An 18,982-nucleotide genomic window follows, 5' to 3' on the forward strand; every position below is an offset into this window, starting at 1 on the left:
TGTTATTTTTTTAGGAGGGACTTAGGATGCAAGCAAATATTGCAACGAATAAAGAAACAGGAAGATCAGTCAATCATGCCTTTGCTTCACATTTTGCTAAATCAATGTTTCTAACAGTTGTCGGAATCGCGATTTTAATGTTTATTGGCACAAGAATGTTCACGCACATTGACTTAAATCTATACGGATACATGGTCGGTACAATCGTATTTATCGGCGGATTTTTCTACCGCTTTATTGCTTGGGGGGAAAGACCGCCAACCAAAATTATCATCAAAAAAGGCTTAAAGCTTTTATTACGAAAAAGTACACCGAAAACGGCTGTTAATCATTTAGCCATTTACGATTTTATCCGAAATCGCGGGCTTTACCGATGGGTACAGCATATTCTAATCGGCTGGGGCTGTGTCCTTGCGTGTTTGGTGACCTTTCCGCTCGTGTTCAGCTGGATGTATTTTACGATGGAAGACAATGGCTACTATACGATCGTGTTATTTGGAATGAACGTAATGCATGTTAAAGCCGAAGGAATTATTGCTTGGTTCTCCTATAATGCACTAAATATCGCAGCTATTATGGTGACTGCGGGCGTGTGCATGGCGCTTTACCGTCGCTTAAGTAACATGCAGGCGAGAGCAGAACAAAAATTCATGTATGATTTCTTACCTCTTTATCTATTATTATTTATTTCGATTACAGGACTATTATTAACTTTCCAAAATATTGTTCTGCATGGTTGGATGCAGCCGCAAATGTCACTGATTCATCAATTTTCCGTGATCGTGACATTAATTTATTTACCATTTGGAAAGCTAGCGCATATTCCTTTCCGTCCAATGAGTGTTTTTGCTAGAAATTACCGTGAACACTATGGTGAGCAGCAAATGAAAGAATGTAAGGTGTGCGGAGATCATTTTGTCTCTGTAGAACAGTCAAACGATGTCATCCAGGTATTGGGTGTAAATGATATGGAATTCAACATGCAGGATGGTTTTAATCTTGCTGAGCTATGCCTGCCATGTCGCAGAAAATATAGAATCTCAAGATTCTCAGGCTTCGCAACACATCAAGTTAAAGTCAAGGAGGCAAACCAGAATGCAAAGGGATAAGTTTTTCAAGGAGATAGAAAATCTACGTCATCCAAATGAAACACTCGTTAAAACGCACTGCAGCTATTGTGGAATGCAATGTGGAATGAATTTACGAGTTAATACAAAAACAAATAAAATTATTGGGGTGGAGCCTCGTTATGACTGGCCAGTAACCGTTGGAAAAATGTGCCCGAAAGGGGTTACTGCGTACCAACAAACTAACCATGATGATCGGCTCTTGAAACCGTTAATTCGTGATGATGCCTCACTAAAGGGTACTAAAGAAGGCTTTCGTGAAGCAACATGGGATGAAGCCTACAGCCTAATTGCGAAAAAGTTTGCTGAACTTCAGAGCAAGTACGGAAAAGATAGTTTATCTGTCTTCAGTGGTGTATCAATGACCAATGAAAAATGTTATTTAACTGGGAAGTTTGCTAGGGTTGCGATGCAAACTCGCTATATCGACTATAATGGCCGTTTCTGTATGTCGAGTGCAGCTGGTGGCTTCCTCCGCTCTTTTGGTGTTGACCGCGGTTCAACATTACCTTGGACAGATCTTCATGAAACAGATTGTTTGTTTATTGCAGGCAGTAATACAGCAGAGTGTCACCCAACTTCGATGTTCCGAGTGTGGGCAGTACAGGAAAGAGGAGGCTACTTAATTGTGGCAGACCCTCGTGAAACACCAATTGCCAGAAGAGCAGATGTGCACCTAGATTTAAGACCAGGAACAGACCTTGCGCTTGCAAACGGAATATTAAATTTACTAATTCAAAACGGCTATGCTGATGAAGATTTTGTAAATAATCATACAAATGGCTTTGAAGAAACTAAAGAATTAGTAAAAGAATTTACACCAGAATATACAAGTGAAATTACTGGCGTTGCACCTGAAAAGATCATTCGGGCCGCTGAAATTTACGGAAAATCTCCAAATGCTGTTGTGATGTTTGCCCGTGGGATCGAGCAGCAGCATAAAGGGGTCGATAACGTATCGGCTTACACCAACATGGCGTTAGTAACTGGAAAAATTGGCCGTCCAAAATCAGGGGTTGCCACTTTTACGGGTCAAGGAAACGGTCAAGGCGGCCGTGAACATGGTCAAAAGTCAGACTTACTTCCGGGTTACCGTAAACTTACGAATCCGAAGCATGTTGAGGAAGTATGCCAGGTTTGGGGAATTACTCCAGAAGAAATGCCGCAGCCAGGTGTGTCTGCTTACGAAATGTTTGAATTAATGGAACAAAAAACAATCCGAGCCATGTATTTACTTTGTTCTAATCCAGCAGTATCTGCACCAAACTTAAACTTTGTCCGTAAAGCTATGAAGGGTTTAGATTTCATGGTTTGTGCAGATTTCTATCTTTCTGAATCTGCTGAATTTGCCGATGTTATACTTCCAACAGTTACATGGTCAGAAGATGAAGGAACAGTTACAAATCTAGAAGGACGGATCATAAAAATCAATAAAGCTCAAGAGCCGCTTGGTGAATCAAAGCCTGATTGGCAGATTCAAGTAGAGCTTGCAGAATATCTTGGAAGAGGAAAATATTTCTCTCATTTGAAAACAGCTAGAGACGTAGCCGACGAATTCCGTTTAGCTTCTAAGGGTGGCTACGCTGATTATTACGGAGCCACATGGGATAAAATTGACAAGCAAGACGGTGTCTTCTGGCCTTGTAAAGATGAAAAGGACGAAGGAACACCACATATGTTCTTAGATAAAAAGTTCTATCATCCAGATGGGAAAGCTAAAATTTGTGCACTTCCATACCGTCCACCCGCTGAAGAGCCGGATCAAGAATATCCATTGCGCTTAACCACCGGACGTGTCGTCTACCATTATCTTTCTGGGAATCAAACTCGCCGGATTCAGTTTTTACGAGATATGTGCCCAGAGCCATACGTAGAAGTACATCCGGAAACAGCAGCAAAATATAATATTGCACATGAAGAATTTGTTCGCCTTTTTACCCGTAGAGGTGAGGCTGAATATAAAGTGAAAATTACGGAAGCGATTCGAAAAGATACCGTATTTGTACCCTACCATTTTGGTCACGATAAATCTATTAATCTATTAACAATTGCCGCGCTTGACCCGATGTCACGGATGCCGGAATTCAAAGCATGTGCAGCCCAGATAGAAAAACTAGAAATGAAGAAGGTGCAGTAAATGAAAAAGAGGCTATATCTTGAACTTGAAAACTGTATAGGGTGCCGTTCTTGTTTAGCGGCTTGTACACAGTGCGGTGGGCATGAGGAACGTAACCGTAACTATGTTTACGACGTTAACCCGCTTGTTAACCGTCAAACCATGCCTCTTATGTGCCTTCATTGTGTGAATCCGGCTTGTGCAAGAAGCTGTCCGGCGCAGGCAATCCAAATTCACGAAACAGGAGCGGTGCTTTCGGCGCTTGTTGAAAAATGTATTGGCTGTCAAAACTGTACGATTGCTTGCCCATATGGAATTCCAAAGTTTGATACAGAGCAAAATTTAATGTACAAGTGCGACCTATGTATTGACCGTACTAAGGATGGCATCCCGCCAATGTGCGCGAGCGTTTGCCCGTCTAATACTTTGCAATGGCTGACAGATGAAGAAATTGAAGCCAAACAAAAGCAATTTAACCTTGATAACGGTAAGTGGGTAACAAGTATGCCTTACTTAGAAGGCGAAACGAATGTAAAAGTGAATCTTCCTGGTATCCTGCAGGGCGTCACTAAATTGTTTTAGGAGGGATTCGCATGACCGATAAAAATAATAAAATCCCGTTCAATGAAGATAATTACACACATAATATAAACCGTAATAATGAAAGAAAGCTTGACCGTCGCGGCTTTATGAAAACACTAGTGGGTGCGGCAGGAGTATTTGCTGTTTCCTCACTTCCGTGGGGGGCCTTGGCTGCGAAAGAATTATCGGGATTGGGAGATAAAAAATATCCAAAGCAAAAAATTACCGATGTCAAAGCGCTGCCAGTCGGAGACGCAGTTGACTTTGCCTTTCCGGGTGAGCATGACAGTGCGATTTTAATTAGATTATCGGAAACTAAATATGTAGCATACCAAAATGCCTGCACCCACCTAAGATGCCCTGTGTTTTGGAAAAAGAATGAGGGTGAAATGCTGTGTCCTTGCCATCACGGAAAATTCGATGTGGAAACAGGTGCACCGATTGCTGGCCCACCGCGTCGTCCGCTTCCTGAAATTTATGTAAAGGTTGAAAATGATGCAGTATATGCAGTAGGGGTGAAACGTTATGAAGCGTAGTTATCTTCCTGTTGCGTTACTACTTGCGGTGTTGATGTTAAATATTATTTTCACTCAATATATGGTCCATCAATATTTCTATGAAAATTATACAAATACCATCATCGCTGCGATCATTAATGTTATTTTATTTCCAGTCGCATTCCTTATCTATAAAAAAGGTGTGAATGTCCATGACTAGCGAGACCTATATTGATTTTTGTTTTGTCCGTCCAGAAGCTGGTGATTTTTCCGCAGAAATTGATGAGTTATTGAAGAACACCTTTGCGAAAAAACGGTTGAATTGGTTTCTTGAAAAAAAATCAATCGATGGTGCGGAAATGGTCATTGCGGAATTAAAGGGAATGAGTGACTGGAGCTCGGAGGAAGAAACGATTCAATTCATCGAAGAAAACGCCGGCGACAAGTTTTGGGAGTATTTGCAGGGCTATAAGATGTTCATCTATCCGGTGAAGAGAGGGTGTAACAGCTGTGGAACTCATTAAATTAGAAGACTTGAATACTTTTGTTGGTGGTCCGGTTGCGATTGCTATTCAAGATGGGGATGGTGGAGACCAGGCCCCTATCGTAAAGAAAACCATAAAAAAGGTACAGATTTGTCCAGATAAAACCCATATTCGCTTATATTTTGATGATTTTTATTTTCTTGCTGTACCGCTAAATAGTCGAGTCAGTCAGTCGGAAGGATATTGGTCGGCTTTTGATTCGGAGAGCGGCTTAACGTATACTGTAAAAAAGGTCCAGGTCTTCTAACAAGAACCTGCCTTTTTTATAGGAAAAAAACTTGAAAATTTGGAGGGGCGAAATGGATGTCTTAAATTCAAAACAGCAAATTAGCTCTTATATTATTAATTCCCAAGAGGAAGAGATAAAAAGAATCGCCCTAGAGCTTCACGAAGGGGTGGGACAAAATTTATATAGCATTTTAACAGGCTTGCAGTTTATTGAAGCTAGTGAAAAAGAGCCGGAGATGAAAAATTATGTCCGCGAAATGTCGCAGTTAATTGAAAAGACCATCCAAGAAATTAGGCTGCTTTCTGTTGAATTACACCCCCCTACCCTTACCACACTTGGTTTACTGCCGGCCATGAAGAGCTATATTAAGTTATATACATCCACATTTGGAATCCTTGTCGATTTAGAGTCATCAGGAAAAGAAAAGTGGATTTCTGAAAAAAATCGAATCACAGTTTTTCGAGTATGCCAGGAAGCACTTGCTAATATTGCCAAGTATGCCGATACCTCCAATGCGAAAATAAATTTTATTTGGTCCGAATCAGAACTGATCATTTCCATTGATGATTTCGGTAAAGGGTTCCAACCGGACGAAACGGATTTCAATCATCCATCATCAGGTCTTGCGGCCATGAAAGAACGAATGCTTCTAACTGGCGGACAGTGTCACATTTCCTCTAAAATAGGAGAAGGAACATCGATAGTGCTATCCCTTCCGTTAGTAAGTAGGGAGTAAAGGGGCGTTAAGAGTGATAAAGATCTTGTTGGTTGATGATCATGCCGTAGTTAGAATGGGTTTGAAAATGCTGTTGAACACAAATCCGGAAATGGAAGTAATTGGTGAAGCGTCAGAGGGTAACGAAGGAATCAAAAAGGCATTAAAGCTAAAACCTGATGTGGTAGTTATGGATTTAAGCATGCCGCATGGAAAAGACGGATTATCTGCAACGACCGAATTAAAAAAGCTAAAGCCAGAAATAAACATCTTGATTCTCACGATGCATGACGATGAGGAATACCTTTTTCGAGCCATTCAAGGGGGAGCATCAGGTTGCATTTTAAAAAGCGCCCCACATGACGAATTAATGTCAGCGATTGAATCTGTTGCTAACGGGGATGCCTATCTTCATCCATCAGCAACGAAGCGGTTAATGGAGGAATATTTGGGCAGCGTTAAACAAGATGGAAATGATACGTACAATTTATTATCAGACCGGGAGAAGGAAGTTCTCACATTGATTGCAAAGGGGTATTCCAATAAGGAAATAGCAGTACAACTGGTCATAAGTGTTAAAACGGTTGAGACCCATAAAGGAAACTTGATGGAAAAACTACAGATGAAAACCAGACCTGAGTTAGTGGAATATGCCGTTAGAAAAGGTTTATTAGGTTATGGTATCTAAGGAGAATTACATGGGATGAAAGAGATTAAGGAAATGCGAGCGGTTACCCTGATGTGCGACCAGCTGATGGAGAAGGTTGGGTGTGAATTTGTTGCCCTAGCTATGCAAAATGAAGTAGGCCCGGATGTTAGGTGGCATTATGCAAGCGGCAACTTGAACGATAAATACAAACGAATATCCGTCCGTTTCGGAAAAGGGATTGCTGGAAAAATCATCTCAAGCGGCAGTCCAATGATGATGACAGATTTTCCTAAAGGAGTGATCGGTAAAGTGACCGACCATCCAATCATGCTTGCTGAAAAACTTGTTTCTACCTATGCCGTCCCATTATTTTTCAATGCTATTCCCAAAGGAGTTTTGCTTATAGGGAATAGAAAAACCACTACGTTTTCTGAAGAGGATCAACAGCGGGTAAGAGAGACCGGTCAAGCCCTGGAACAGATATTAAAGGCTCAGATACTATGAAAGGCGCAGGTGGATACTAATGGAAAAGGAAATGGACCAGCCTGCAAACAATCTTGCAAACCTTGAGTTAGAATTAAAAAAGTCATTGCAAGAATTGGTAGATATAAAGTTTGCGCTCGATGAATCATCTATCGTTGCCATCACAGATTCTCGGGGCGTCATTACATATGTAAATGATCAATTTTGTTATATCTCGAAATATTCAAGAGATGAGCTGCTGGGACAAGATCATCGAATTGTGAATTCCAATTTCCATTCAAAAGAATTTTTTAAAAACATGTGGAGGTCCATTGGGGCTGGTGAAGTTTGGAAAGGTGAAATCTGTAATAGGGCGAAAGATGGTACTTTTTATTGGATGGATACCACAATTGTTCCTTTTTTAAATGAAAAAGGTAAACCGTACCAATACTTAGCGATTCGCTATGAAATCACTGAGCGAAAGCGAGTTGAACGAGAACTTCAGAAAATGATGACAACCATCATCAATGTTCAAGAAGACGAACGAAAGCGCTTGTCACGAAACTTACACGATGGGATCGGTCAAAATCTTTATAGCCATTTGATTACCATCAATCGCCTTCTAGCGGAAATGGACCATCCACTTTTGCAGCAGATGCAAAAGGAAGCCACCCAATTAATTGAAGAAATCCGTGAAATCTCATGGGAGCTGCGGCCGTCCGTGCTGGATGACCTAGGTTTAGTTCCGGCGATCCGCTCATTTCTTTCCCGTTATTCTGATCATTATCATATTGATGTCTATTTTGAATGTGTGTTAAATCGTCGCTTAAACATCCGCATTGAGCTGACGATTTACCGAATTATTCAGGAGGCACTAACAAATATCCGGAAATACGCGGAAGTCAGTGAAGCAACTGTCACGATTAGAGAGTTGGATGATGTAGTCAGAGTGATGATTGAAGATAAAGGGAGGGGGTTTGATTTTAAAAATCAATCCCTTGGTGTAGGTTTGTTCAGTATGGATGAGCGTGCTCGTTCTGTCGGCGGAGAACTATTGATAAGCTCCTCACCAGGGCAGGGAACCAAACTTATCTTAGAAGTACCCAATTCCATTTCTGAATAAAAAAGAACCAAGCGTTTTTTGCGCTTGGTTCTTTACTTTAAATTTTAAATGAACTCTTTAAGGAAACAATCCGATTAAATACAAGTTTATCGACTGTTGTATGTTTTGGATCGACGTTGAAGTAGCCGTGTCTAAACAATTGGAATTTTTCCTGTGGTCTGCTTTCCTTCATGTTTGGCTCCACGAAGCCTTGTAGCACCTCGATTGAATTCGGATTCACATTTTCAAGGAAGGACTTTTCAACTCCGTCAGCATCTTCTGCTGTATCCAAAATAAGCGGTTCATAAAGTCGGAATTCTGCTGGAACTGCGTGGGCAGCTTCGACCCAATGAATCGTGCCCTTTACTTTTCTTCCCGTAAAGCCTGTACCGCTTTTTGTTTCCGGGTCATAGGTGCAGCGTAGTTCAACGACATTACCATTTGGGTCTTTGACTACTTCTTCACATTTAATGAAATAGGCATTTTTAAGGCGGACCTCATTGCCTGGGAACAGACGGAAGTACTTTTTCGGTGGTTCTTCCATAAAATCATCTTGTTCAATATAAATTTCACGGGAGAATGGAATTTTCCGTGAGCCCATTTCAGGATTTTCTGGATTAACTTCCGCATCCAGCAATTCAATTTGGCCTTCTGGATAATTCGTAATCACAACTTTTAATGGGTTGATGACTCCCATCGTCCGTGGTGCTTTTAATTTCAAATCTTCCCTTACAAAATGTTCAAGCATTTGCGAATCAACTGCGCCTGAACCCTTATGAACTCCGGTTTCACTGACAAACGCACGGATCGATTCTGGTGTGAACCCTTTTCGTCTCATTCCGGAAATCGTCGGCATACGCGGATCATCCCAGCCATCAACAAATCCTTCGTCAACCAGTTGTTTAAGCTTTCGTTTGCTCATCACTGTATTGGTTACATTTAAGCGGCCAAATTCTATTTGTTGCGGGACACTCTCCATTTCGCAGTGTTCAACAATCCAATTATAAAGGGGACGTTGGTCCTCAAACTCAATCGTACAGATCGAATGGGTTACCCCTTCAATCGCATCTTCGAGTGGATGAGCAAAGGCATACATCGGATAAATGCACCATTTATCACCTGTATTATGATGGGTCGCATGTGCAATACGGTAAATAACGGGATCACGTAAATTGATATTTGGTGAGGACATATCAATCTTTGCCCGCAAGACTTTTTGACCGTTATCGTACATTCCACTTCTCATTTTTTCAAATAACTCTAAATTTTCTTCAATGGAGCGATCGCGATAGGGGCTATTCTTCCCAGGCGCAGTAAGTGTTCCACGGTATTCGCGAATTTCGTCTGCTGATAGGTCATCAACATATGCCAATCCTTTATTGATTAATAAAACCGCGCGTTTATACATCTCTTCAAAATAATTAGAAGCAAATAATAAGTTATCCCATTCAAAACCTAACCATTTTACATCCTCTTTGATCGAGTTTACATATTCAATATCTTCTTTTAACGGATTGGTATCATCAAAACGTAAATTGGTCAGTCCGTTAAACTCATCGGCTAAGCCGAAATTGATTAAGATCGATTTTGCATGTCCAATATGTAAATAACCATTAGGCTCCGGCGGGAACCGAGTGACGATTTTGCTGTGCTTTCCGGATTCTAAGTCTTTTATCATAATATCTTTAATAAAATTTGAATTGTGATTGTCCACCCTTTTCAACCTCTTTCATCTTACTTCCTATATTATAAATAACATAAATACTGATATTTTTCCATTGTTCCCAACAATTCAGCTGAAAAACACAGTTGAAAAGGAATATTTACTCATTTTTTTGGTTGTTGGAATTGGAAAGTATAGTGGAAAAAGACTACAATGGTTTTTTGAAGATCTATATGAGAGGTGAAATTCAATGATAAACTTTGGTACAGTTGGAACAGGATGGATTACAGAATCCTTTATCCAAGCGGCACAGCTTAGCGGGCAGTTGCAATTAACTAGTGTCTATTCTAGAACCGAGGATAAAGCAAAACAATTAGCTGATACATATAATGCATCCTATTTTTATACAGACCTCGAGGAGATGGCGAGAAGTTCAGAAATAGAAGCTGTATACATAGCATCACCCAATTCTGTACACTTTGAACAAACCCTAACATTTTTGAAAAATAAAAAACATGTCATCTGTGAAAAACCGATTTTTTCAACTAGCGCAGAGTTGGCAAAGGCCTACCAGACTGCGGAGGAAAATGGTGTTTATTTATTTGAAGCGATTCGTAATATTCATACCCCTAATTTCAACATCTTAAAGGACAATCTCCATCTGGTCGGAGAGCTCCGAAGCACGATGTTACCTTACATGAAATATTCCTCCCGCTATGATTTATTTTTACAAGGGGAGGAACCGAATATTTTCTCTGCTAAGTATTCCGGTGGTGCGCTTGTAGATTTAGGTGTCTATCCGCTCTATTTAGCGGTCGGATTGTTTGGGGAACCGAAGCAAGTAAACTATCATCCGGTTTTCCTTCGCAGCGGTGTAGATGGAAGCGGGACCCTTGTCTTAACATATGATAAGTTTGTTTGTACAATCCTCTGTTCGAAAATATCTCATTCGGAATTACCTTGTGAAATCCACGGGGAAAAGGGAACCTTTGTCCTTGAAGACGCGGCTCCGATTTCAAACATCACTCTCGTTGACAACCGTGGATTAGAGCGCGAAATCTTGGGTGTTGAACTTGAAGAACAAAACATGGTTTATGAATGTACGAATATAGCCAGGATTATTGAAACGAAAAATGATCAAGAATATCAGCAATTAAAAAGCTGGAGTGAAATAGTCCTCCGAATCACTGAAGAAGCAAGGAAACAAAATAACATTATATTTGATAAAGAAAAGTGAAAACAAGGCCAGGGGATGTAGTCCCTTGGCCTTGTTTTATGAAGACCCATTGATATTACTCTGTTTTTGAAAGGCGTTAAGTTGCTCCATGGCTTATTTGTCAATTTTGAAACAGGTAATGTGAACTATTTATGAAATCAATATTCTCAATGACTTTTATCACATGCCATGATTTGTTAGTTCATTATAGTTGAGGTAGTAAGATTGGAGGAAACGTAATGAAATCAAAGGCATGGTATCATAAACAGTTGAAACGTAAGCCTGTCCAAATTACCAGATATACCGTTCAGGGCTTATTTTTATTGTTTTTACTATATGTAGGTCTGCAATTCTATCAATTTTATTTGCATTTTGAAACACTCGGAAAAACTCCTTTTGTTGAAAGGCCATCTGCGGTTGAAGGCTTTTTGCCTATTAGTGGGCTAGTCGCTTTAAAAGTTTGGCTGACGAGTGGTGATTTCGATGTCATTCATCCGGCTGGCCTTGTCCTCATCGCGTTTTTCGTTGGGGCGGGACTCATCCTTCGTAAATCTTTTTGCAGCTGGATTTGTCCTGTTGGTACTGCGAATGAATTGATTGCTTGGGTTGGCAGGAAGATTTTTAAAAGGAATTTTGAAATTCCACAATGGTTATCCTGGCTATTAACCCCTATTAAATACCTATTAATGCTATTTTTTGTACTTATGGTTGTTCAAATGGATGTCTTTACAGCGAAAAGCTTTCTTGAGGAACCATATAATAAGGTTTCTGATGTAAAAATGCTTCTAATGTTCGTAAATCTTGGAGGCTTCGCCTTGAAGTTTATAATTGTAATCTTCATCTTGTCGTTATTCTTTAGAAACTTTTGGTGTCGATTCCTGTGCCCGTACGGTGCATTGATTGGTCTAGGCAGCATCTTTAGAATTACCAAAATCGAACGAAATGAAGATACTTGCACGAACTGCGAAATGTGTACAAAGGTATGTCCGCAAAGATTAAAGGTTCACAAAGTAGAAAAGGTAAATTCCCTTAATTGTTCCGCTTGTATGTCCTGTGTGGAGGCCTGCCCTATCAAAGACACACTCAATTTGACGGTTGCTCGCAAAAGGGTAAATAAATGGTTTGTTCCAGTCACCTTTTTCGTGTTATTTTTTGTAATTATTACTTTTGCAAAAATAACCGGTCACTGGGATTCAATTATTTCCTATGAAGAATGGAAGCAACTAATCCCGGAAGTAAAAAACATAAAATAATTGATTCATAGCAGCTGACATCAGTTGCTATTTTTTTCTAAGAAGATGTTAAAAAGCAATAAGTAAGAAAAAATCAAAAAGTTCAAAAAGTATTCATTGTACGACTTAGGTTCGTATTAGTATCATGAAACTAGATGGAATTTTTGGTATTTTAAGGGAGGACTTGCAAATGGCAAAAGCAATTAATGAATATTCTTTAACAGACCTCATGAATAGAATTGAAGAAATATTTAATGAAAATCCCGGCCCGATTCAAGGCTTTGAATCCATTGTTCAATACGATATTCACGGAGATGCCGAAGGGACCTATCAGCACTTTTTTCATGATGGAAAATTAACGATTAAGGAAGGAGTAGAAGCTACTCCAGTAGTTACGATGCAGATGTCATATGATAATTTCAAAAAATCCTTATTAGGTAAGCTAAACGGATCGGTGGCTTTATTGACAGGAAAAGTCAAGGTAAAGGGGGATATCAGCACAGGCTTTAAAATTGAAAGCATTGTGAAGAAGTATAAAATTAAAGAACAGTTGTAATTGTAAACACCGTTATTTTGGTTCATCCAAATAGCGGTGTTTTTTAGTATGAGGTTAAACACATAGCCCACAACTCATCATATAAATATAGAAAACTAAAATGGGTGAGTTATGATGTTTGGTACAAACAGAGAATTAATAAACTGGATTATACCGTACCTCCCAATTGGGGCAGAACTGGAATATCGAGATAAACAAGCCATCCTTCAATATATGGATATCGATCGTGATGGATTACCTGAAATCTTTGGGGTGTATCGTCTTAACCGAAAGCCCTATTTATTTGTGCTTAAAAATTACAATGGTCATTTTATATATTATTATCCAATTCCTCCTGAAGTGGAGAAAAAAGCAGTCCAAGCGCTTTACGATTATAGAGAGACAAGGGCCGTTTACCTTTTCCCTGTTGTAAGAAAGGAAATAGGGGGAAACAAGTGGGGCTATATGGATGCAAAAGGGAAAATGGTTCTTCCTGAAAACTTCGATCGTGCGGAGGATTTTCAAGAAAATGATTTAGCTATTGTTGGTTTAATGGATAAATCAGGAGTGATCGATGACAAAGGGTATTTTATAGTAAAACCTAAATACGACACGATTGATCCTTTTTCCGAAGGACGGGCCGTTGTCAACGACCTTCGAGGATTTAAGGTGATAGATGAGAGTGGCAAAGAAATCACGGAAAAGGCATATTCGATCATTGTTGGAGAGTATAAGGAAGGACGTGTACGAGCGGTCGAAATAGACGAACATGGACAGTATTTATATGGTTATTTGAATAAACGCGGGAAAGGAGTTATTCCGATAATCTATGAAACTGCCAGTGATTTTGTCCAGGGGAAAGCGATTGTAAAAACAAAAGAAGGTAGGTTTCAACTAATCAACCTGACCGGAACGGTTATTCAAACGTACCATTTTCCATATGTAGGGAATTATGGCGAAGGTCTGCTCTCCGTTAAGAAAGTTAATGAAGGAAAGATTGGATATATCGATGAACAGGGGAAAATAGTCATAGAACCTCAATTTTCAAATGGAGAGACATTTCATAATGGGCGAGCGATTGTCAGTTTATCAGAGAATAATAACGACCGCTATGGTGTGATTGATCGAACGGGCCATTTTGTGATAAAGACAAACTATAATCAAATCTTATATCTTGATGAGGGACGCTTTGCCATCGGAAAGGAGCTGGATCCAAAACAGCCTTGTATAAGATCCATTTACGCGTTAGCAGATTCAGGGGGTCAAATCCTCACGGGTTTTATATTTACTGTGATCAATAAATTTCAGGACGGTCTTGCTTCAGTCTCCGATGATCAGCATACTTACTTTATCGACAAACACGGAAAGAGAAACGAACATCTGCCGATGGTCAGTGGCAGCGGCTCGCTTAGCTTTGAGAAAACACTAATTAAGGGCCATATTGACGACCGCCTCCTCTATTTTAATCGAACCGGAGAGTTACTCTGGAAACAAGCAAGGATATTGCCCCTAAATAACCAATATTCTGTAGTTGAGCATAAATACAAACCGAATAAGGATTATTTGGTCTACTATCCACAGATTAATGGAATGGAAAATTCTGAACGTATAAATCGAGCTTTAAAAGAATTAGCGGGTGTAAAACCCGTTCCCGCACACACACAGTTGGTATCGAATTATACGGGTGATTATGAGATTCCTTTTTATCAAAAAAATTTACTGGTCATCAAAATGACAGGGTATGACTACCCGTTTTGTGCGGCACACGGAATGCCGGTGGAAAGATATGCTCATATTAACCTGAAGACTGGATCCATGTATCAATTAAAAGACCTTTTTAAGTCTGGAAGCTCTTATGTGAAAATAATCAGTGATAGGATTGGCGCTCAAATTAAAAATAGTGAGAAATATGCTTCTTACCTATTTCCTGATGAATACCATGGCATAAAGGCGGATCAACCATATTTTATTAGTGAGGCAGGACTGAATATCTACTTTCTTCCATATGAAATCGCAGCATTTGCCGCAGGTTTTCCTACCTTTACCCTTCCGTTTGACGATTTAACAGATATCATTAATACGAACAGTGAATTTTGGAAATCGTTTCATTGAAGAGGCAGGTATTAGTCCTGTCTTTTTTAATGGAATCTAATGAAAAAGGATACAAAGATATGAAATAATGGTAACAACCGTTGGAATAAAGTCTAGGGAGTGAATTGTAATGAAGATTTTTGATGTTTCTAGAAAGCTAAACAATGGAATGCCCGTTTGGCCGGGTGATACTGCTTTTCAATATGAGGTTTCGTGGCCAATGGAGGAAAGCGGCTCTGTTAATGTGGGCAGGCTCGAATTAAGTACCCATACGGGAACACATGTGGATGCTCCGTTTCATTTTGATAATGAAGGGAAAAAAATCATTGATCTGGACCTTAATCTATACATCGGTCCTGCGAAAGTAATAGATGTGATTGGAAAAGAAAGCATTGGTGTGGGTGATTTAATAGGAGTAGAGCTTGATGGCTGCAAACGGGTGTTATTTAGAACCCTTGCGTGGGAAAATCCCAATGAATTCCCTGAGAGGATTCCACATATTGAGCCAAATTTAGCCCCATTTTTAGGGAGCAAGGGAATTAAACTGATTGGCTTGGATGTTCCATCCGTCGATCCAATTGACAGCAAGGAACTGCCAGCCCATCAAAGCTTGAATGAACATGGCATTCACATTCTCGAGTCACTTATGTTAGATGAAATCGAACCTGGCGATTACGAACTCATTGCCCTGCCACTCCCACTAGTCGAAGGAGACGGCAGCCCCGTTCGCGCAGTGCTACGTAAGTAGTAGATTTGGTGTCAGGCACCAAAATGGATTATGGATTAAAAAAGAAGCGTGAATCTCGATTCACGCTTTTTCGCTTTAAGTTTGTTTCCTGCGAATAATCAACCAGTAACTCCCAAGTCCGAAGATAAAAAATAAACCAACTAAAACAGGAATAACATAATTTTTCCAGGAGGGCTGATCATCCTTTTCTTGAATAAGAGTGGATGCGGCATGCTCCCTTTGTGTTGTCGTCTTTTTATTTGCTGCTATAATTTTATGACTATCTGAATTTAAGGTAACTATTTGAGCTGTTTGGCTTAATCTCGGATTATTTTGAGGAGAAGATACTTCTGATTGAAAATCGGCAAAGACATTCGTTCCTAATAAAAAAAACAACAGTGATGCGATAAGAGAAATCTTATTAAACACCATTATCAACTCCACTATATTGAAATCTTCCTGTTGTCATTCTATCACCGTTTCCTTAAGGGGATATCAAATTGAAGGCAATGTTCACAAAGGTTTCAAAATTATGATCTTCTTGAAAGATTCCACCGTCATCCAAAAGATAGACCTCAGTGGAATGCGATATGAATAGCCCAAACTAAAACTTGATATAAATCAATTTCATTAGAATCCTATGGTGATAAACTAATTATAATCTGAAATTCTTAATAAAAGGGGACGAGAATAATGTTTGAAATCGTTAATAAAAAAGCAGTCATGGATATCCGGGAGCGAATTGCAAAAGGTGAACATCCACGCCGAGAAATAATGAATTTTGTAAAGGCTGCACCAGTAGGTACTATATTTGAAATTCACTTGCCACATCGAGGGGAGCCGCTTATTGCCAGTTTACAATCATTTGGAATGAATGTAATTGTCAATGAACTTGAACCCATGCATTTTAGACTTATGGCAATAAAGCTAGATGAAATTAACTAATGACTTTATAGTATCTGTTTTGATCCATCTTTGAAGTGATTTGCATTTCTTGATGTAAATCAATGTGAATGAGAATGATTCGCATTACAATTAAAGAAAAACAAGAGGTGATTGAATCATGAATGCAGCTTGTTTAATTGTCTATGCAAGTATGACGGGAAATACAGAAGAAATTGCTTGTCATATAGGAAAAGGTATTGAAGAAGCGGGTTTAACTGTTGTTATAAAAGATATTTTAGAAATAGACGTGGAAGAACTTCGGAACTATGATGCCATTCTTTTAGGCGCCTACACTTGGGGAAATGGCGATCTTCCAGATGAGTTTCTCGATTTTTATCATGAAATGGATTCATTAAATTTAACAGGAAAAGTGGCTGCCGCATTCGGCTCATGTGACTCTTCGTATGAGCATTGGGGCAGGGCCGTTGAAATTTTAACTGAAAAATTAGTGGAATTGGGTGCGGATGTTGTTCTTGATGGTTTAAAGATTGACCTCGTACCAACAACTGCAGAAATAGAACAATGTATTGGATTTGGCAAATTATTTGTAGAAAAATCATTTCTAAAATGAAAGGGGTTCTGCTCTAATGAGTATTATTGAATTGGCATTAAACGAGGTCGCTTGCTCAGGGTGTATTGGAAAGATTAAAAGAGAGATGCAAAGAACCAATGGGATTGAAAAAGTAAAGATATTATCAGGTAGTGGGAAAATAAAAATAAACTTTAACGAGAGTCTTATTCTATCGGAGGAAATCAATCGTAACCTTTATAAAATGACTCTTAGAACTTTTGATTAATGTACTGCTCAATGAGGGCAGTTTTTTTTGGAAATAAAAGTCTTTATTAAGAACTGAATATTCGTTAAAATGAAATTACAAACGCTTTACATCTTGTAAAAATCAAGGTAGGTGAAATAATGAGACTCTGTCTATTCCTGCTATTTGCTGGATTGCTGGATGCCGTTTTGACCCATTTTGGGATTGTTTCGGGTATTATTGAAGAGGGAAATCCGATGATGAAGCTTGTTATTGAAAAAAGTTGGTCCTATTTTTACATCATAAAAATCTTTCTGCCTCTTCTCTTGCTTGGTTTGTTTTACTTGCGTCCATTAAAAGGGTGGATTAAGACTCTTTTGGTTTCCACATGTGTTCTTTATCTCTCCGTCCTGGTTTATCATATGGTTTGGATTGCCCTCTATTTTAATTCTACATCATGACTATGACCCTCATTCACTAGACACTCCAAGGTAATTCAGTTAGTATCAATACGATATAGAAAGACAAATAATAAGTAAAATGATTTTTAATTAAAGGAGTTCAATATGTTAAATACCTTAAATCCCTTCTTGCAGGAAGCGTGGAATAAATCGGGATTTCAACAACCGACTTCCATTCAAGAGGCAGCTATTCCAATGATCCTTGAAGGCAAGAATTTAATTGCCGAGTCACCGACAGGTACCGGTAAAACGCTAGCTTATTTACTGCCATTATTAAATAAAATCGACCCTAGTTTACAATCCCTGCAAGCCGTTGTGTTAGCTTCCTCTCAAGAGTTGGTCATGCAGGTCTATCAAGAATTCCAAAAATGGTCGGAAGGCAGTGGAGTCAGAGGAACTTCAATTATTGGCGGGGCCAACATAAAACGCCAACTTGAAAAATTAAAAAAGCGTCCACATGTTATTTTTGCAACACCCGGGCGTTTGTTTGAAATGATCAAACAGAAAAAAGTAAAAATGCATGAAGTAAAATTGGTTGTTCTCGATGAGGGAGACCAGCTACTCATTCACGAGCATCTGAATACTGTCCAAAATATTGTAAAATCTACTATGAATGACCGCCAAGTTGTTTTGTTTTCTGCTACCATGAAACCAGCAACGGAAAAATTGGCTAAGGAAATGACGAAGGACCCAGAAGTTCTTCGCATCGAAAAGGATGAACTTGCTTCTTCAGGAGAAGTGGAACATATTTATTTTCTATGCGAGCCGAGAGATAAAATTAAACTCCTCGAAAAAATTACTCGCTTAGAAAATAGTAAATCGCTTGCGTTTATTAATGATATCGGCGAAATTGAGGTATTCAAGGAAAAATTACATTTTAAAGACCTATCGATTGGCATCCTCCATAGCGACATGAAAAAGCTCGAACGACAGGCTGCATTAAAGACGTTCCGTGATGGAAAAATGAATATGCTAATTGCTACCGATGTAGCGGCAAGAGGACTTGATATTCAAGGGGTTACCCATGTGGTCCATATCGATTCTCCAAAGGATATATCGCAATATGTGCACAGAGCGGGAAGAACAGGAAGAATGGGTGCAAATGGCGTTGTGATTTCACTTGTTACCGATCGGGAAGAACGAGAGCTGAAACAATATTGCCGTGAGTTAAATGTTCCTGTGCATAAAAGAGTGTTTTACAAAGGTCTGATTGCTGAAGAAGGACAAAGGGACCAGAAATTACGGAGATAATGTTAGGGTAGTGGATTTATTTTGAGGGAAAAGGCCATATCGCACAACGGTAGGGTCTTTTTGACTTTCATTTTAGGAAGAA

Annotated in this window: 23 protein-coding genes; 21 read left to right on the plus strand and 2 right to left on the minus strand. The window is 39.3% G+C overall.

Features of this window, described 5'->3' with window-relative positions; translation table 11 throughout:
- The first annotated feature begins 26 nt into the window (after window positions 1-26).
- From BDR01S_RS13545 to BDR01S_RS13595, 11 genes are read left to right on the plus strand one after another with little or no spacing between them, the layout of a single operon-like run.
- A complete protein-coding gene (locus tag BDR01S_RS13545; RefSeq protein WP_066251162.1) occupies window positions 27-1,109 on the plus strand; it encodes a hypothetical protein in 1,083 nt (360 codons plus the stop codon).
- Window positions 1,096-3,264: a molybdopterin oxidoreductase family protein gene (locus tag BDR01S_RS13550; protein WP_066251163.1), complete on the plus strand. Its 2,169-nt coding sequence runs from the start codon at window positions 1,096-1,098 to the stop codon at window positions 3,262-3,264. The genes BDR01S_RS13545 and BDR01S_RS13550 overlap by 14 nt, the downstream gene beginning before the upstream one ends.
- Window positions 3,265-3,825, plus strand: coding sequence for a 4Fe-4S dicluster domain-containing protein (locus BDR01S_RS13555; RefSeq protein WP_007086371.1), 561 nt, complete (start codon window positions 3,265-3,267; stop codon window positions 3,823-3,825).
- Window positions 3,826-3,836: 11 nt separating this feature from the next.
- Entirely contained in the window at window positions 3,837-4,361 is a 525-nt protein-coding gene (locus BDR01S_RS13560) for a QcrA and Rieske domain-containing protein (protein ID WP_066251168.1), read from the plus strand.
- Window positions 4,351-4,542 (plus strand): hypothetical protein, encoded by a 192-nt coding sequence (locus BDR01S_RS13565; RefSeq protein WP_066251170.1) that lies wholly within the window; start codon window positions 4,351-4,353, stop codon window positions 4,540-4,542. Before BDR01S_RS13560 ends, BDR01S_RS13565 begins: the two co-directional genes overlap by 11 nt.
- Window positions 4,535-4,846 carry a hypothetical protein gene (locus tag BDR01S_RS13570; protein WP_066251172.1) on the plus strand — a complete coding sequence of 104 codons (312 nt, stop codon included), beginning with the start codon at window positions 4,535-4,537 and terminating at the stop codon, window positions 4,844-4,846. Before BDR01S_RS13565 ends, BDR01S_RS13570 begins: the two co-directional genes overlap by 8 nt.
- Window positions 4,833-5,114, plus strand: a complete 282-nt coding sequence (locus BDR01S_RS13575; protein WP_066251175.1) for a hypothetical protein — start codon at window positions 4,833-4,835, stop codon at window positions 5,112-5,114. Before BDR01S_RS13570 ends, BDR01S_RS13575 begins: the two co-directional genes overlap by 14 nt.
- Window positions 5,115-5,166: 52 nt before the next feature.
- Window positions 5,167-5,832 (plus strand): sensor histidine kinase, encoded by a 666-nt coding sequence (locus tag BDR01S_RS13580; protein WP_066251178.1) that lies wholly within the window; start codon window positions 5,167-5,169, stop codon window positions 5,830-5,832.
- A gap of 13 nt (window positions 5,833-5,845) precedes the next feature.
- On the plus strand, window positions 5,846-6,499 hold the full coding sequence (locus BDR01S_RS13585) for a response regulator (protein WP_066251180.1): 654 nt from the start codon (window positions 5,846-5,848) through the stop codon (window positions 6,497-6,499).
- 15 nt (window positions 6,500-6,514) lie between these two features.
- Complete coding sequence (locus tag BDR01S_RS13590) at window positions 6,515-6,964, plus strand: GAF domain-containing protein (protein ID WP_066251182.1); 450 nt, start codon at window positions 6,515-6,517, stop codon at window positions 6,962-6,964.
- 19 nt (window positions 6,965-6,983) lie between these two features.
- Window positions 6,984-8,045: a PAS domain-containing sensor histidine kinase gene (locus BDR01S_RS13595; RefSeq protein WP_235846564.1), complete on the plus strand. Its 1,062-nt coding sequence runs from the start codon at window positions 6,984-6,986 to the stop codon at window positions 8,043-8,045.
- 37 nt (window positions 8,046-8,082) lie between these two features.
- On the opposite strand, the gene BDR01S_RS13600 is transcribed toward BDR01S_RS13595, so the two are convergent.
- On the minus strand, window positions 8,083-9,738 hold the full coding sequence (locus tag BDR01S_RS13600) for a glutamine--tRNA ligase/YqeY domain fusion protein (protein WP_082797419.1): 1,656 nt from the start codon (window positions 9,736-9,738) through the stop codon (window positions 8,083-8,085).
- Between the two features lie 202 nt (window positions 9,739-9,940).
- On the opposite strand from BDR01S_RS13600, the gene BDR01S_RS13605 reads away from it, so the two are divergent.
- The 5 genes from BDR01S_RS13605 to kynB all read left to right on the plus strand — a co-directional run bounded on the left by BDR01S_RS13605 (window position 9,941) and on the right by kynB (window position 15,509).
- Window positions 9,941-10,924 (plus strand): Gfo/Idh/MocA family protein, encoded by a 984-nt coding sequence (locus BDR01S_RS13605; RefSeq protein WP_157406170.1) that lies wholly within the window; start codon window positions 9,941-9,943, stop codon window positions 10,922-10,924.
- Between the two features lie 218 nt (window positions 10,925-11,142).
- Window positions 11,143-12,156: a 4Fe-4S binding protein gene (locus BDR01S_RS13610; protein WP_066251188.1), complete on the plus strand. Its 1,014-nt coding sequence runs from the start codon at window positions 11,143-11,145 to the stop codon at window positions 12,154-12,156.
- A 169-nt stretch (window positions 12,157-12,325) separates the two neighbouring features.
- Window positions 12,326-12,691, plus strand: a complete 366-nt coding sequence (locus BDR01S_RS13615; protein ID WP_066251193.1) for an SCP2 sterol-binding domain-containing protein — start codon at window positions 12,326-12,328, stop codon at window positions 12,689-12,691.
- 114 nt (window positions 12,692-12,805) lie between these two features.
- Window positions 12,806-14,782 carry a WG repeat-containing protein gene (locus BDR01S_RS13620; RefSeq protein WP_235846565.1) on the plus strand — a complete coding sequence of 659 codons (1,977 nt, stop codon included), beginning with the start codon at window positions 12,806-12,808 and terminating at the stop codon, window positions 14,780-14,782.
- A gap of 109 nt (window positions 14,783-14,891) precedes the next feature.
- Window positions 14,892-15,509: an arylformamidase gene (kynB, locus tag BDR01S_RS13625; RefSeq protein WP_066251195.1), complete on the plus strand. Its 618-nt coding sequence runs from the start codon at window positions 14,892-14,894 to the stop codon at window positions 15,507-15,509.
- A 75-nt stretch (window positions 15,510-15,584) separates the two neighbouring features.
- Here the strand turns inward: kynB and BDR01S_RS13630 are convergent, their stop codons facing one another.
- Entirely contained in the window at window positions 15,585-15,917 is a 333-nt protein-coding gene (locus BDR01S_RS13630; RefSeq protein ID WP_157406168.1) for a hypothetical protein, read from the minus strand.
- Between the two features lie 264 nt (window positions 15,918-16,181).
- Here BDR01S_RS13630 and BDR01S_RS13635 point away from each other — a divergent pair, with 264 nt between their 5' ends.
- The 5 genes from BDR01S_RS13635 (at window position 16,182) to BDR01S_RS13655 (ending at window position 18,900) form a co-directional block, all read left to right on the plus strand.
- On the plus strand, window positions 16,182-16,433 hold the full coding sequence (locus BDR01S_RS13635; RefSeq protein ID WP_066251201.1) for an amino acid decarboxylase: 252 nt from the start codon (window positions 16,182-16,184) through the stop codon (window positions 16,431-16,433).
- 118 nt (window positions 16,434-16,551) lie between these two features.
- The gene (locus tag BDR01S_RS13640; RefSeq protein ID WP_066251202.1) at window positions 16,552-17,004 is read left to right on the plus strand and encodes a flavodoxin; all 453 of its coding nucleotides are present in this window, start codon (window positions 16,552-16,554) and stop codon (window positions 17,002-17,004) included.
- 16 nt (window positions 17,005-17,020) lie between these two features.
- Window positions 17,021-17,230, plus strand: coding sequence for a heavy-metal-associated domain-containing protein (locus BDR01S_RS13645; RefSeq protein WP_066251204.1), 210 nt, complete (start codon window positions 17,021-17,023; stop codon window positions 17,228-17,230).
- Window positions 17,231-17,349: 119 nt separating this feature from the next.
- A complete protein-coding gene (locus BDR01S_RS13650) occupies window positions 17,350-17,649 on the plus strand; it encodes a DUF5658 family protein (protein ID WP_066363196.1) in 300 nt (99 codons plus the stop codon).
- Window positions 17,650-17,754: 105 nt separating this feature from the next.
- Window positions 17,755-18,900: a DEAD/DEAH box helicase gene (locus BDR01S_RS13655; RefSeq protein WP_066251210.1), complete on the plus strand. Its 1,146-nt coding sequence runs from the start codon at window positions 17,755-17,757 to the stop codon at window positions 18,898-18,900.
- The last annotated feature ends 82 nt before the right edge of the window (window positions 18,901-18,982 follow it).

The sequence above is a fragment of the Neobacillus drentensis NBRC 102427 genome (genome assembly GCF_001591445.1).
In the GTDB taxonomy this organism is placed as follows: Bacteria; Bacillota; Bacilli; order Bacillales; family Cytobacillaceae; genus Neobacillus; species Neobacillus drentensis.